16 protein-coding genes are annotated in these 14,691 nt (G+C 62.2%); 8 read left to right on the top strand and 8 right to left on the bottom strand.

Annotated features, from left to right (window positions below):
* Positions 1-281 precede the first annotated feature (281 nt).
* Positions 282-1,046, top strand: a complete 765-nt coding sequence (locus tag BKP54_RS09110; RefSeq protein ID WP_225906194.1) for a TylF/MycF family methyltransferase — start codon at positions 282-284, stop codon at positions 1,044-1,046.
* 62 nt (positions 1,047-1,108) lie between these two features.
* Complete coding sequence (locus BKP54_RS09105; protein WP_025425623.1) at positions 1,109-1,483, top strand: hypothetical protein; 375 nt, start codon at positions 1,109-1,111, stop codon at positions 1,481-1,483.
* Positions 1,484-1,698: 215 nt separating this feature from the next.
* Here BKP54_RS09105 and gshB read toward each other — a convergent pair whose 3' ends face one another.
* From gshB to rsmI, 8 genes are all read right to left on the bottom strand, one after another.
* Complete coding sequence (gene gshB, locus BKP54_RS09100; RefSeq protein ID WP_057204313.1) at positions 1,699-2,646, bottom strand: glutathione synthase; 948 nt, start codon at positions 2,644-2,646, stop codon at positions 1,699-1,701.
* A gap of 209 nt (positions 2,647-2,855) precedes the next feature.
* Positions 2,856-3,848 (bottom strand): endonuclease, encoded by a 993-nt coding sequence (locus BKP54_RS09095; protein ID WP_025425621.1) that lies wholly within the window; start codon positions 3,846-3,848, stop codon positions 2,856-2,858.
* On the bottom strand, positions 3,845-4,960 hold the full coding sequence (locus BKP54_RS09090) for a sn-glycerol-3-phosphate import ATP-binding protein UgpC (RefSeq protein WP_025425620.1): 1,116 nt from the start codon (positions 4,958-4,960) through the stop codon (positions 3,845-3,847). The genes BKP54_RS09095 and BKP54_RS09090 overlap by 4 nt, the downstream gene beginning before the upstream one ends.
* Before the next feature lie 64 nt (positions 4,961-5,024).
* Positions 5,025-5,867, bottom strand: a complete 843-nt coding sequence (gene ugpE, locus BKP54_RS09085; RefSeq protein ID WP_025425619.1) for a sn-glycerol-3-phosphate ABC transporter permease UgpE — start codon at positions 5,865-5,867, stop codon at positions 5,025-5,027.
* Positions 5,868-5,877: 10 nt separating this feature from the next.
* On the bottom strand, positions 5,878-6,873 hold the full coding sequence (locus BKP54_RS09080) for an ABC transporter permease subunit (protein WP_025425618.1): 996 nt from the start codon (positions 6,871-6,873) through the stop codon (positions 5,878-5,880).
* 5 nt (positions 6,874-6,878) lie between these two features.
* A complete protein-coding gene (locus BKP54_RS09075) occupies positions 6,879-8,177 on the bottom strand; it encodes an extracellular solute-binding protein (protein WP_025425617.1) in 1,299 nt (432 codons plus the stop codon).
* A gap of 160 nt (positions 8,178-8,337) precedes the next feature.
* The gene (locus BKP54_RS09070; RefSeq protein WP_025425616.1) at positions 8,338-8,706 is read right to left on the bottom strand and encodes a YraN family protein; all 369 of its coding nucleotides are present in this window, start codon (positions 8,704-8,706) and stop codon (positions 8,338-8,340) included.
* Positions 8,696-9,625, bottom strand: a complete 930-nt coding sequence (gene rsmI / locus BKP54_RS09065; protein WP_025425615.1) for a 16S rRNA (cytidine(1402)-2'-O)-methyltransferase — start codon at positions 9,623-9,625, stop codon at positions 8,696-8,698. Before rsmI ends, BKP54_RS09070 begins: the two co-directional genes overlap by 11 nt.
* 255 nt (positions 9,626-9,880) lie before the next feature.
* Here rsmI and dnaN point away from each other — a divergent pair, with 255 nt between their 5' ends.
* From dnaN to BKP54_RS09035, 6 genes are all read left to right on the top strand, one after another.
* On the top strand, positions 9,881-10,999 hold the full coding sequence (gene dnaN, locus BKP54_RS09060) for a DNA polymerase III subunit beta (protein WP_057204315.1): 1,119 nt from the start codon (positions 9,881-9,883) through the stop codon (positions 10,997-10,999).
* 222 nt (positions 11,000-11,221) lie between these two features.
* On the top strand, positions 11,222-11,824 hold the full coding sequence (gene pmtA / locus BKP54_RS09055; RefSeq protein WP_025425613.1) for a phospholipid N-methyltransferase PmtA: 603 nt from the start codon (positions 11,222-11,224) through the stop codon (positions 11,822-11,824).
* A 12-nt stretch (positions 11,825-11,836) separates the two neighbouring features.
* Positions 11,837-12,433: a histidine phosphatase family protein gene (locus tag BKP54_RS09050; protein WP_025425612.1), complete on the top strand. Its 597-nt coding sequence runs from the start codon at positions 11,837-11,839 to the stop codon at positions 12,431-12,433.
* Positions 12,430-13,134 carry an orotidine-5'-phosphate decarboxylase gene (gene pyrF / locus BKP54_RS09045; protein ID WP_025425611.1) on the top strand — a complete coding sequence of 235 codons (705 nt, stop codon included), beginning with the start codon at positions 12,430-12,432 and terminating at the stop codon, positions 13,132-13,134. Before BKP54_RS09050 ends, pyrF begins: the two co-directional genes overlap by 4 nt.
* Positions 13,135-13,274: 140 nt before the next feature.
* Positions 13,275-13,562 carry a DUF1330 domain-containing protein gene (locus tag BKP54_RS09040; protein ID WP_025425610.1) on the top strand — a complete coding sequence of 96 codons (288 nt, stop codon included), beginning with the start codon at positions 13,275-13,277 and terminating at the stop codon, positions 13,560-13,562.
* A 119-nt stretch (positions 13,563-13,681) separates the two neighbouring features.
* Positions 13,682-14,662: a complex I NDUFA9 subunit family protein gene (locus BKP54_RS09035; protein WP_025425609.1), complete on the top strand. Its 981-nt coding sequence runs from the start codon at positions 13,682-13,684 to the stop codon at positions 14,660-14,662.
* Positions 14,663-14,691 lie beyond the last annotated feature (29 nt).

Raw genomic sequence — 14,691 nt, 5'->3', positions numbered from 1 at the left:
TTGCAGCGATAAATCTTGCACGGAAAACACACAAAAACAAGAACAATAACAGAACATCACGCCTTGCGTCGCGCAGATGCTTGAGCAGCACATCGCTCGACCGTCCCACCGTCACCAGACGTGCTGAAACCCAGAGATCGCCCGCCGGCCATCGGCGCGCGTTCGCAATCGGTCTCGAAACGTATCAACCGCTTGCGCTCAACTTGGATCCAAGCGGCCACAGGCGGATTGCCGATGCCATTCGAACGCCTACTTAGTCCTCATGTTTCCAGAGGGGATTGATGATGGTTGGCATCCGCGAACTGAAAAAGCGCACTCGATACTTTCTACATGGAGACAAAACGCTGCCTGGGTATGCCGCTGACGGCCTCAGGACGACGAACAAGAACACGTCGTTCATGGACGAGCCGCAGTTTGCAGCAGCATGGACCATTGCCGAGGAAGGCAACCGGGAGGCCTGGCGGAAGCGCGGCCGCGTTCCCGATGTTCGCTGGCGCGCGCACACGTGCTGTTGGGCGGCATCGCGGGCGCTTCGCCTGGAAGGCGACTTTGTGGAATTCGGCGTGAACGCCGGTCTTCTGTCAATGACGGTGTGCCGGTATCTCGGTTTCGAAGCGCTCGATCGCAAATTCTGGCTGTTCGACACGTTCGGCGGCATCCCGCACGGGCACATGACCGACGTGGAACGCCGCCTGACAACGCAGCGAAACACCGGCATCTACGAGGACGTTTTTGAGGTCGCGAAGCGCAACTTTGCACCTTTCCCCAATGCACATCTCATTCGCGGCGTGCTGCCCGATACCCTCGAAGGCGTTCCGCTCGGAAACATTGCCTATCTTTCGATCGACCTGAACGTCGCGCAATACGAGAAGGAATGCATCGAACGAGTGTGGGACAATCTCGTACTGGGGGCAACAATCGTTCTCGATGACTATGCGTTCCGCGGCAGCGAGGAACAAAACGCGATGTGGAACGACTTTGCGAGGAAAAACGGTCAGGCGATTTTGACGCTGCCGACCGGCCAGGGAGTGATTGTCGTCCAGTGAACCGTTTTGCTCCCGTTCATGATTCCGTCGGTAAAATGCTCGGGCAGTCAAAGGAGAGCCCTATGATCAGGATGATCAAAACATGTGCGATAGCCACCATCGCGTGCACCTTCGTAGTAGGAGCGGCAGCTTCCCAGGATCTGGATATTTATATCGACGGCGGTGGCCCGCGCTACCGTGATCAGCCACGCTACTATGACGAGCCCCGGTACTATGACGAAGACGACGGCTGGGGCGAGCAGCAATATCGCCGCCGACCGCCGGAAGCCTATCAGTGCACACCGCGCCAGGCGCTTAACAAAGCCCAAAGATATCTTCGCAATCCACGCGTCGGCCGGACGTCGCAGGAGATTATTGAAATTCGCGGAATCGGCAGCCGTGGCGAACGCAATCGCATCATCTTCGGTACGCGACGCGGGTGCCCGCGCATAGGCTGACAAAGCAACCAATCACGGTCCAGGGAGCACTCGCTCGGCTGGCCTTTTTGGAACGGTATTGCTGGGAGCCTGTTCCCATAGAGCGTCTGCAACAGCTCGGTGATGGACGCCAGCCAATCAGCACCACGATCGGGATCGGCCAGAGCGCGTCTGCGCGCTGGTAGCATCTCGTGGCTACAGCGCGCGCCTGTCGTCTAACACGTGCGCCGCCTGCGCTAGGCGCGCTTGCGCTCGATCGCGTCCCAAAGCAGGCTGGCGACGTCGGCGCCGCCGAACTTCTTGACTTCGCGGATGCCGGTCGGCGACGTCACGTTGATTTCGGTCATGTAGTCGCCGATGACGTCGATACCGACGAAGAGGAAGCCGCGCTCCTTCAGCGCCGGTGCGATGCGGGCGCAGATTTCCTTCTCGCGCGCCGTCAGTTCGGTCGGCTCGGGCCGGCCACCGGCGTGCATGTTGGAGCGGGCGTCGTGCTCGGCAGGCACGCGGTTGATGGCGCCGACCGGCTCGCCGTCGACGAGCAGGATGCGCTTGTCGCCCTTGCGCACCGCCGGCAAATACTCCTGCGCGATGAAGGGCTCGCGGAACATCTGGCCGAACATTTCAAGCAGCGACGACATGTTGCGATCGTCGCGCGCGGAATGAAACACACCAGCGCCGCCATTGCCGTAGAGCGGCTTCAGGATGATGTCGCCCATTTCCTCGCGGAATCGCGCGATCTCGGCGGCATCGCGGGTAATCAGCGTCTTCGGCATCAGATCAGCGAATTCGGTGACGAAGATCTTTTCCGGCGAGTTGCGCACCCAGGCCGGGTCGTTGACGACAAGCGTCCTCGGATGCAGGCGCTCGAGCAGATGCGTCGAGGTGATGTAGGCCATGTCGAAGGGCGGATCCTGGCGCAACAGGATCACGTCCATGGTCGAAAGATCAAGCCGTTCCGGCTCGCCGAGCGTGAAGTGGTCGCCCTTGACGTCGCGCAACGTCATCTGCTGCGCAGTGGCGAAAACCTTGCCGTCACGCAGCGACAGCTTCTCCGGGGTGTAGTGGAAGAGCCGGTAGCCGCGGGCCTGTGCCTCAAGGCACATCGCGAAGGTGGAATCACCTGCGATGTTGATGCCCGACACATGGTCCATCTGGACCCCGACATTGACGATTTTCGCCATCTTCCTATCCCCGTTAGATCGCGATGACCTTGGAGCGGTCCGATCCAAGGTCATAAACGTGATCGATATTAATACGTTAGAGCGAGATGCGGGCGGAGAACCGAGCAAACGTTTCCTCATCCCGCTCTAGAAATGCCCGCAACATGTAGAATGCGGACTCGCCTTAGGCAAGGCTCGAGCGCCAAGCATCGAGCGCTTCAGCGGCAAGGCTATTCAAAGCCCTCGATGACGCAGGTGATGAGATCATGATCCGAAAGCGGACGGCCGTCCGCGTCGAGCGAAGGAATGATCCCGCTTTCGCCGATCTTCAAGCCCCGTGACAGAAACCAGTCGAGTTTCATCGCCCGCTCCGGCCAGCGCGTGATCAGGCTGGGGCGGGTCGTCATCAGCTCGATCGGCCCGCCATGGCGGGTGAAGCCGCGCGCAGCGCTCGTGGTGAACAGCCCTTCGGCCTCGAAATCACCGCCAGCGTGGTTGCCGGTGTTGAGGTCGCCGCCGATCAGCACAGGCAAGGCCAGGAAGGCTTCATCGAGCGCCTCGATCAGTTCCTTCACCTGGCGCTCGCGATAGGGCGCCGTGGTGGCGCTTTCGAGATGGGTGGAAACGGCAACGAAGGGCCCGGCTTGCGTCTCGATCACCGCGCCGATGGCAAAGCGTTCGCCGACGCGCGGCTGATCGCCGCCATCCATGAACCACAGCCGTTTGCCCCAGAGGCGGAGCATGAACGGCCGGCCGAGCGGCACCGCAGCCATCAACGCATTGCCGTGAAAACCCTTTTCGTTGAAGTCGTCCTTGCAGAATTCCAGTTCAGTATCGGAACCGAGGCCGAGCTCGATGAACTCGACGCCGTAGGCATATTGCATCTGGAGCGTGGCTGCGACCTCCGCGGTCGGGTGGCGCTGGCCGGTGCGGGCCATGCCGTTGTCCATTTCCGAGAGCAGCACGACCGGCGCGTCGGTTGCCGCCAGATGCGCGGCACTTTCCGGCGCAAACAGGCAGCGCTCCAGGTTCCAGGCGGCGATGGTAAACGGAAAGGCAAGCGGCTCGCCCGACGACGGCGCGCCGCCGATCTCGATGCTGTTCATCTCGGGAAGTGCTGCCATCACGGCATCATGGGCTGCGATCGAACGTTCAATCGCCGTGAAACCGGCGCGGGTTTCCTGCGAGGGCACGGTGAGGCTGATGACAGTCTTTTCGATCACAATGCCGGCTCCAGGCTGACGGGACGAGCGCTTTCGGCAGTATTGGCGAAAGACGTTCCGCGCTCCAGTCGCTTGCCGTTCTCGGGCGAGAAGAAATGCAGGCGGCCCGTTGCAATCGTGACAGCAAGATCGCCGGACAAGGGAATTTCGGGAGAAAGCGCCACGGTCAGCGCCTGATCCTCGATGGTGCCGTGGACGAGGCGTTGCGCGCCGAGTTCCTCGACATAGTCGACCTGAAACAGCATCGCATCCTCGCCGACGGCGGCAAGCCGCAGGTCCTCGGCGCGCAGGCCGACGGTGACCGGCCCTTCGACCGGCGCACTGTCGCCAAGCTCGATCCTGTAGGTGCCGACAGAAAGGCGCGAGCCTTCGATGCGGCCCTTGATCAGGTTCATGGCGGGCGAGCCGATGAAGCTCGCGACGAAGGTCGAGGCCGGGCGATGGTAGACATCGAGCGGGCGGCCGATCTGCTCGATCCGGCCACCGTTGAACACCACAAGCCGATCGGCCAGCGTCATCGCCTCGAGCTGGTCGTGCGTGACATAAAGCGATGTGGTGCCGAGGCGCTTCTGCAGCCGCTTGATCTCGCCACGCATGGAAACGCGCAGCTTGGCGTCGAGGTTGGACAACGGCTCGTCGAAAAGGAAGGCTGCCGGCTTGCGCACGATGGCGCGGCCCATGGCCACACGCTGACGCTGGCCACCGGAAAGCGCACGCGGCTTGCGGTCGAGATAGGGCTCGATCTCCAGCATGCGCGCGGCTTCCGCTACACGGGCGTCGATCTCGGCTTTCGGCGTCTTGCGGTTCTTCAGACCGTAGGCGAGGTTCTGGTAGACCGTCATATGCGGATAGAGCGCATAGTTCTGGAAAACCATGGCGATGTCGCGCTCAGCCGGATCGACCTCGTTGATGACGCGTGGGCCAATCTTGACCGTGCCTTTCGAGATGCCTTCAAGGCCTGCGACCATGCGCAGAAGCGTGGACTTGCCGCAGCCGGACGGGCCGACAAGCACGATGAACTCGCCGTCCTCGATATCGATCGAGACGGACTTTACCGCCTCGACGTTGCCGGTATAGATCTTCGAGACCTCGGCGATGGTGATGGCCGCCATGGCTGCCTCCGTTGGTAAATTGCGGTTTGAGGAAGCGGCGAAGACGGCTTCGCCTCTCCTTTGTCTACTTGTCGCTTTCCGTCAGGCCCTTGATGAACCAGCGCTGGAAGATCACCACGATCAGGACCGGCGGCAGCATGGCAAGGATCGCCAGAGCAAAGGCCTCGTTGTAATCGGGGATGTTCGAGCCGACCCAGACGAGCAGGATCTGCTTGATGCCGCGCACCAGCGTGAAGAAACCTTCGTCCGTGGTCATCAATGTCGGCCAGAGATACTGGTTCCAACCATAGACGAACATGATGATGAAGATCGCCGCCATCATGGTGCGCGACAGCGGCACCAGCACGTCGATGAAGAACTTGAACGGGCCGGCGCCATCGATGCGCGCTGCCTCGAGCAATTCGTCCGGCACCGACTTGAAGAACTGACGGAAATAGAAGGTACCCGTCGCCGACGCGAGCAGCGGCACGATCAGGCCGGTATAGGTGTTGGTCAGCTTCAGCGTGTTCATCACCTCGTAGGAGGGAAGAATGCGCACTTCGAGCGGCAGGAGCAGCGTCGTGAAGATGATCCAGAAGAAGAAGGTCGCGAGCCGGAAGCGGAAATAGACGATCGCATAGGCGGCCAGCATCGACAAGACGATCTTGCCGAGCGCGAAGCCGAGGCCGAGGATCATCGAGTTCATCATCATGTTGAGGCCGGTGATCTTGCCGGTGAAGCCGCCCTTGCGGGTGAGCACCGTCTCGTAGGTCTCGACGAAATGGCCGCCCCAGCTGAGGCTGAGGCCGTTGCGGTGGATATCCGCCGCCTCGTGCGTCGACGTCATGAAGGCGACCACGACCGGTGCCACCATGATGAAGACGCCGGTGAGGAGGATGACGTGGTCGAAAAACTTGGTGCGATACATCGGCCCCGCCTCAATTGTAGTGCACGCGCCGCTCGATGAAGCGAAACTGGAAGATGGTGAGCACGAAGACGATGAGCATCAGGATGACCGACTGCGCCGAGGAGCCGCCAAGGTCGTTGCCGCGGAAACCGTCCATGTAGACCTTGTAGACAAGGGTGATCGGATTGTTCGCCGCCTTGTCTTTCACCATGACGTCGATGACGCCGAAGGTGTCGAACAGTGCGTAGGTGACATTGATGATCAGAAGGAAGAAGGCGGTCGGCGCGAGCAGCGGCAGGATCACGGTCCAGAAGCGGCGGAAGCCCGAGCGGCAATCCATGGCCGCCGCCTCGCGCACCGCGACCGGAATACCCTGCAGGCCGGAGAGGAAAAAGATGAAGTTGTAAGGGATCTGCTTCCAGACCGAGACGACGATCATCGAAAAAGCCGTATCGAAATAGTTGAGACCGACCTTGATATCCCAGCCGAACCAGCGGGCAAGCTCGACGATCGGGCCGATATGCTGGTCGAAGAACATCATGCCGATGAGGCCGGCAACCGGGGGCGCGATCGCATAGACCCAGATGAGCAGCGTCTTGTAGGTGGCGTTGCCGCGGATGACCCCATCCGCCTTGACGGCGAGCAACAGGCCGATCGACAGCGCGAAGAAGGTGACGAGCGTGGTGAAGATCGCCGTGAAGCGCGAGATGCCCAGATATTCGCCCGACTTCAGCACGTCGGTGTAGTTCGCCATGCCGACGAAGGTCGAGCCGAAGCCGAACGGGTCTTCCAGATAAAAGGACGACTGGATCGCCTGGATCGACGGCCAGTAGAAGAACACGAAGATGATCGCCAGCTGCGGCGCGAGAAAGAGGTAGGGCAGGTAAGGCGAGGAGAACTGCACGCGCTTGGCAGTCGCGTCGCCGTCCTTCGGTTTGCCGCCGAACAGCCGGAGGGCGCCGAAGCGACGCCCGTCCGTTCCCGTCCCTCCCCGCGGTGCGGGGAGGCTTTCCGTTCCAGAGGTCATCGAGATCAGCCAGCCGTCTTGGCGAAGCGGGCGAGCAGCTCGTTGCCGTCCTTCTCGATCGTGTCGAAGGCGTCCTTGACCGTGGTTTCACCGGAGAAGATGCGGCCGTATTCGCGTTCCATGATCTCGCGGATCTGCGGGTAGAAGCCGAGGCGGTAGCCCTTCGACCAGTCGCCGGCCGGCAGCATCAGCTGCTTGATGCCGACTTCCGCGACCGGCTTTTCCTTGTAGTAGCCGTCCTTCTGGGCAAGCTCGTAGGCTGCCTTGGTGATGGCCACGTAGCCGGTTGCCTTGTGGTAGAAGTATTGGATTTCAGGCGAGGTCAGGAACTGGAAGAAGTCGGCGACGCACTTATTTTCCTCGTCCGACTTGCCCGACATGGCAAACAGTGCCGCGCCGCCGATGAAGGAGTTAGTGCCGGCACCCTCGATTGCGTTCCAGTAGGGCAGGAACGTCGCCGAGAACGGCATCTGCGCCGTCTTCTGCAGGCCGCCGAACGAACCGGACGAACCGATCCAGAATGCAGCCTTGCCTTCTTCGAAGACCTTCTGGTTGTCGTTCCAGCCGGCGCCGTAAAAGGCGAAGTAACCTTCGTCCTTCCAGGCCTTGAGCTTGTCGAACATCATGACCAGGTTCGGATCGGTGACCTTGAGCTTGGTGTCGGCGACGCTGTCGTAGCCGTTGTTGTTGGTGGCGAACTGGATGTTGTTGCGCGAGAAGAAGTTCTCGGTGAACTGCCAGGTGAGCTGCGACTGGACGAGCGGGATGTAGCCGGCGGCTTTCAGCTTCGGTGCTGCAGCCTCGAACTCCTCCCAGGTCTTCGGTGCTTCGACGCCGGCCTTTTTCAGGGCTTCGTCGTTCACGTACATGATCGGGGCCGACGAGTTGAACGGCATGCCGACGAACTTGCCTTCGCTATCGGCGTAGAAGTAGCGCACGCCGTCGATGAAGGCATTGCGGTCGAAGTTGTGGCCGGCCTTGATGATCAGATCTTCGGCGGGAACGACGGCGCCCTTGGCGTTGATGATGGTCGCTGCACCGGCGTCGAAGACCTGCAGAATGTTCGGCTGTTCGCCAGAGCGGAATGCGGCGATGCCGGAAGCGAGCGCTTCCTCATAGGTGCCCTTCGAAACCGGGGTCAGCGCGCAGGCGCTCTGGGCTTCGTTGAACTTCTGCGAGATCTCGTTGATGACCTCGCCGTTGCGGCCGGCCATGCCGTGCCACCAGGTAATATTGGTTGCGGCTAGCGACGAGGTTGCCGAAAAAGCAAGGGTGAAAGCTGCGAGTGAAATTTTCTTGAACATGACTGGTCCTCTCCACCGAGTTGCGGATGGCAGTGGACTAGTGGCCTTCAATGACAGGCCGGTAACGCTTTTATGTCGGGACGATTACAAATTCGCGAATCTGTTCCAAGACGGGATGCGGGCGGAACACCGCAATCATTTTCCCTCATCCCGCGCCGGTTCAGAACGCATCGGGCAGGTGTCGCGGCCAGCGCCAGGGTGTCACCGTGATGATATCGTAACGGACGGAAAGCCTGGCGAAATCGGGTTGGCGTGCGAGCCAGAGATCGCTGGCCGCGCGAATGCGGTGCTGCGCCGTTCCGGTGACGGCGAAGACCCCGTCGTCGGCCGAGCGCCGGGCCTTGACCTCGACGCAGGCGATGAGATCACCCCGCCGCGCAATGATGTCGATTTCGCCCAGTTTGGTGCGATGACGCATGGCGACGATGCGGTACCCTTTGACGATCAGGCAGAGGGCCGCGCGATACTCGGCGAACCGACCGCGCCTCTGAGCCCCAAGCCTGCGTCGATCGGGCCCTTCAGTCGCCATGGCGGCCCTTGAGTTCCAGCAGCCGGTCGTAAAGCTCCTTGCGCGGAAGGCCCGTCTGCTTTGCTGCCTCGGTCGCCGCCTTGCCGGTCGACATATCGGCGATGAGCCGCGTCAACAGCGCATCAACGTCGGCGGCCTCCGGTTCCGGCGGCGCGTCCGGCGGGCCGATCACGAACACGATCTCGCCCTTGACCGCGCCGGCATCGTCGTAAAACGCCTTGAGTTCGCCGAGCGTGCCACGGCGGAATTCCTCGAAGGTCTTGGTCAGTTCGCGGCACACGGCCGCCTTTCTGTTTTCGCCGAGCACGGCGGCGGCAGCCGCCACCGTGGCGGCAATCCGGTGCGGCGATTCGAAGAACATGAGCGTCGACGGCACCGTCGCCAACTCCTGCAGCCGATCGCGCTTGGCCTTGTCCTTGGTCGGCAGGAAACCGGCGAAGAGAAAGGCGTCGTTGGGCAGGCCCGAACCGACAAGGGCGGCAAGCGGGGCTGAGGCGCCTGGGATCGGCACGACGCGATAGCCTGCATCGATCGCCAGCTGCGCCAGGCGATAGCCGGGATCGGAGACAAGCGGCGTGCCGGCATCGGAGACTAGCGCCACCGATCTGCCCTCGCCAAGAGCCGCCAGCAGCCGCGGGCCGACCTCGTCGGCATTATGCTCGTGGTAGGCGTAGGGCCGGTTGACGATGCCGTAACGGTCGAGCAGCACGCGGGTGACGCGGGTGTCCTCGCAGGCGAGCACGTCGGCGCCGGCAAGCGTTTCAAGCGCCCGCAGGGTGATGTCGCCAAGATTGCCGATCGGCGTCGCCACCAGATAGAGCGCGACATCGAGCGGACGCGCGGGAATGCTGGCATTGTGCAGCCGATAGCTGCGCTGCTTCTGCCCATCCGAGGCGTCCGACGTCTTATGTTTTTCCAACTGCAGCTTCCTGATGGCGATGCCGGCTGACCGGTTTTAGTCTTTATGAGTGAGCCGACATGGCAGAGCAAGGGCGCCAAGCGGCCGGCTGGTGCGTCATCTGGGGACAGCGCCAGTCAAACCCCTTGCTTTTCAGGCGCTGTTTCTGCCATTTTGCCGGTCCACATCCTTCCGGTCGGTCGGCCGGGACACTCGCAGTTGACGCTGCGGCGGGAGCCTCGCCCGCCCAGCAACGGTTGAAAGCGGTAGCATCCCATGCGCATTACTCTCGAGCGGTCCAATCTCCTGAAGTCGCTGAACCACGTTCACCGCGTGGTCGAACGGCGAAACACGATCCCGATCCTCTCGAACGTTCTTTTGCGCTCCGACGGCGCGAGCCTCGAGATGAAGGCGACCGACCTCGATCTCGAGATCACCGAGGCGACGCCGGCGCAGGTGGAACAGGCCGGCGCCACCACGGTTCCGGCGCACCTGCTTTATGACATCGTGCGCAAGCTGCCCGATGGCTCGGAAGTGCTGCTGGCGACCAACGCCGAAGGCACAGCGATGACGGTCGCCTCCGGCCGCTCGAAATTCTCACTGCAGTGCCTGCCGCAATCCGATTTCCCCGACCTGACGGCCGGCAGCTTCTCCCACACCTTCCGCCTCAAGGCGACCGACCTGAAGATGCTGATCGACCGGACGCAGTTCGCGATCTCGACCGAGGAGACCCGCTACTATCTCAACGGCATCTTCGTGCACACGGTCGAGAGCAAGGGCGACCTGAAGCTGCGCGCCGTGGCAACCGACGGCCACCGCCTTGCGCGCGCCGACGTCGAAGCGCCGTCCGGCTCCGAGGGCATGCCGGGCATCATCATTCCGCGCAAGACCGTCAGCGAACTGCAGAAGCTACTCGACAACCCCGATATCATCGTGACGCTCGAAGTATCGGACGCCAAAATTCGCCTGACGATCGGCTCGATCGTGATGACCTCAAAGCTGATCGACGGCACCTTCCCGGATTACCAGCGCGTTATACCGGCCAACAACGACAAGGAACTGCGCGTCGATTGCCAGTCCTTCGCCCAGGCCGTCGACCGCGTTTCGACGATTTCCTCCGAACGCGGACGCGCCGTGAAGCTGGCGCTGGCCGACGGCCAGATGACGCTGACGGTCAACAACCCGGATTCGGGCAGCGCGACGGAAGAGCTGCCGGTCGGCTACGAGCACGACCCGCTCGAAATCGGTTTCAATGCAAAATACCTGCTCGACATCACCTCGCAGCTGACGGGAACCGACGCCATCTTCATGCTGGCCGACCCGGGCTCGCCGACGCTGGTGCGCGATCTGGCGGCCGAGGACGCGCTTTACGTGCTGATGCCGATGCGGGTTTAGCCGCCCGTGCCGCGGTGAAAAATTAAGACCCGTCACGCCGCGCGTGGCGGGTTTTTTGTTGGCGCTGATATTCGCGTGCTGTTGATAAGACGACGCTTTCAGGCGTAGACAGACTTGTTTTTGCCGCAGATGGGATCACATTATGTCTGCAATGTCCGTTCCCCGCTCGAATCAGCGGAACCGGACGATCCGTATGAGAGGACGACGGTTTTGAGGGGTTCAATGAATTTGCGCGTGAAGGTGAAGGAACGGCTTGGCCGGAAATTCGACGAGGAGATCCGTTTCTTCAAGGGGTGGATGAGCAATGCGAAGGCGGTCGGGGCAATCCTTCCGACGTCTTCCGTCACCGCCCGCCGCATGGCGAGCGTCATCAATCCCCATTCCGGATTGCCGGTTCTTGAACTCGGCCCCGGAACCGGCGTCATCACCAAGGCGATCCTGGAGCGCGGTCTAGCAGCGGAAGATCTGGTGTCCGTCGAGTACTCCACCGACTTCTACCAGCAGCTCAAGGCAAACTTTGCCGGCGTCAACTTCATCAACGGCGACGCGTTCGATCTCAAGCAGACGCTTGGCGCGATGACGGACCGGACCTTCGACAGCGTCGTGTCTGCCGTGCCGCTGCTCAATTTCCCGATGCATCGTCGCGTCGAGCTGATCGTGGATCTTTTGTCGCGCATCCCGGTCGGCCGTCCCGTCGTGCAGATCTCCTATGGTCCGCTGTCGCCTGTGGTTGCCATGCCCGACCGCTACAGCATCCAGCATCTCGATTTCGTCGTGCGCAACATTCCCCCGGCGCAGCTCTGGGTCTACCGCAAAGCGCACTGACAGGGCACACCATTGTTCGGTCTGTATATCACGCACCCGCAAGTGCAGATCGATCCGGCAGTTCCCGTGCCGAAATGGGGACTGTCGGAGATCGGATATGCGCGAGCGGAAGCGACGGCGCGGCAGCCGTGGGTTCGAACGCTCGGGCGGATCGTTTCGAGCGACGAGACCAAGGCGATCGAGACCGCGAACCTTCTGGCCGGAGCGGCCGGCGTCGCGATCGAGACCGACGACACGATGGGCGAGAACGACCGCTCGGCCACCGGCTTCCTGCCGCCCCCGGAATTCGAGAGGGCGGCGGACTGGTTCTTCGCCAATCCGAACGAAAGCTTCAACGGCTGGGAGCGCGCCGTCGACGCGCAGGCCCGCATCTCGGCTGCCGTCTTTCGTATCCTTGACGAACACGACGCCAAAATCCCGATCGCTTTCGTCGGCCATGGCGGCGTCGGTACCCTCTTGAAGTGCAAGCTGGGCGGCACCGCCATCAGCCGAAGCGCCGACCAGAAGGGCGGCGGCGGCGGCAATCTCTTCGCGTTCCGTCTTGCGGATCGCGCCCTCACATGCGACTGGACCCCGATGGAATTCTGGCAGGGGGTGACCGCGACATGACCGAGACCGCACGCGACCGACTGATCGTCGGCCTGGATCTTCCGACAATCGCAGAGGCTGAAAAGATCGTTACCACGCTTGGTGACGACGTGACCTTCTACAAGATCGGCTACCAACTGGTGTTTGCCGGAGGGCTCGAGTTCGCCCGCGATCTGGCCGCAAGCCGCAAGAAGGTCTTCCTCGACATGAAGCTGCTCGACATCGACAACACGGTGGCCAAGGGCGTCGAGAACATCGTCAAGATGGGCATGTCGATGCTGACGCTGCACGCCTACCCCAAGGCGATGAAGGCGGCGGTCGAGGCAGCCAGGGGATCGGATCTCTGCCTGCTCGGCGTTACCGTGCTCACCTCGATGGACGAGCAGGACGTGATCGATGCGGGCTACGAATACGACCCGCACACGCTGGTGCTGCGCCGGGCCGAACAGGCCCGTGCCGCCGGCATGGGCGGCATCGTCTGCTCGGCCGAGGAATCCTCCGCGGTGCGCAAGATCATCGGCCCCGACATGGCTCTGGTGACCCCAGGCATCCGCCCGGCCGGAGCCGAGAAGGGCGACCAGAAGCGCGTCATGACACCCGCCGACGCGCTGAAGGCCGGATCGAGCCACCTCGTCGTCGCGCGCCCAATCGTCGCAGCCGCAGATCCGCTTGTCGCCGCGCGCGGCATCCTCGACGAGATGAACGGCGCGCTTTCGCGCTGATCGTGACACCCGCGTGCAACAGGTCGGCGATCCCTCTCGTACATCGCCGCCCTCTGCAACCGTTCCGCTTGACCTTGCCCGGAATTTGCCGGAAGTAACACTCCCGTCTGCTTTCGATGCCTGAAGACGAGGAGTTCAGCATGGCAAAAGGATATTGGATCGCACGGGTCGATGTGCGAGACCCCGAACGCTACAAGGACTATGTGGCGGCCGCAAAGCCGGCCTTCGAGAAATACGGCGCCAATTTCCTGGCGCGCGGCGGTGAATTCGAGCGGCTGGAAGGTGGGGTTCGCGCCCGCAACGTCGTCATCGAATTTCCATCGCTTCAGGCCGCTGTCGACTGCTATAATTCCCCCGAGTACCAGATTGCCGCGGCGATCCGCCAACAGGTGGCAGACGCCGAGATGGTGGTCGTCGAGGGCATCTGACCGACGAGTGTTGCCAACCACGGCAACGCCGCCCGCCGCGAGGATTGGCCTTCACCTCTCGCGGCTGTTGGGCTATGTAGCAAACAATTCTTCCAAATGAGATCAGGAGTGCACTTCCCATGACCTTGTCCAACCTTCCGCCGCTGGTGACGATTTTCGGCGGATCCGGGTTCGTCGGCCGTCATGTCGTACGTGCACTCGCCAAGCGCGGCTACCGCATCCGCGTTGCCGTTCGCCGGCCGGATCTTGCAGGCCACCTGCAGCCGCTCGGCAATGTCGGCCAGATCTCGTTCGTCCAGGCCAACCTGCGCTATCGCAAGTCGGTCGACCGCGCCGTCGAAGGCTCCGACCATGTCATCAACTGCGTCGGCGTCCTGTTCGAGAGCGGCCGCAACACCTTCGACGCCGTGCAGGATTTCGGCGCCCGAGCGGTTGCGGAAGCCGCGCGCAATGTCGGCGCCAAGCTAACGCATATCTCGGCGATCGGCGCGGACGCCAAGTCGGAATCGAGCTACGCCCGCACCAAGGGGCGTGCCGAAGCCGCGATCCTGGAAACGCTGCCGGACGCGATCATCCTGCGCCCGTCGATCGTCTTCGGACCGGAGGACGGCTTCTTCAACAAGTTCGCCCAAATGGCCCGGTTCGCACCGGCGCTGCCACTGATCGGCGGCGGGAACACCAAGTTCCAGCCGGTCTATGTCACCGATGTCGCCGAGGTCGTTGCCCGCTCGGTCGACGGCAAGCTGTCGGCTGGCACGATTTACGAACTCGGCGGACCTGACGTCCTCACCTTCCGCGAATGTCTCGAGATCATGCTCCAGACCATCGATCGCAAGCGCTCGCTGGTATCGGTGCCCTTCGGCATCGCCTCGCTGATGGGCCGCGTCGCGTCGATGATCCCCTTCATCACGCCGCCGATAACGCCCGACCAGGTGGTGTTGCTGAAATCCGACAATATCGTCTCGGCCAAGGCCGAATCCGAAGGCCGGACGCTTGGCGGCATCGGCATCACGCCGACGATGCTGGAATCGATCCTGTCGACCTATCTCGTGCGCTATCGCCCGCAGGGCCAGTATACACGCAGCGGCCGCGCCGCCTGAGGCAGCAGCCCAGAAAGCCTCTTTCGATC

Source organism: Ensifer sp. 1H6 (assembly GCF_001976035.1).
Taxonomy (GTDB): Bacteria; Pseudomonadota; Alphaproteobacteria; order Rhizobiales; family Rhizobiaceae; genus Ensifer; species Ensifer canadensis.
Note: the sequence above shows the minus strand (reverse complement) of the source record. Positions and strands in the feature narration are given on the sequence as shown.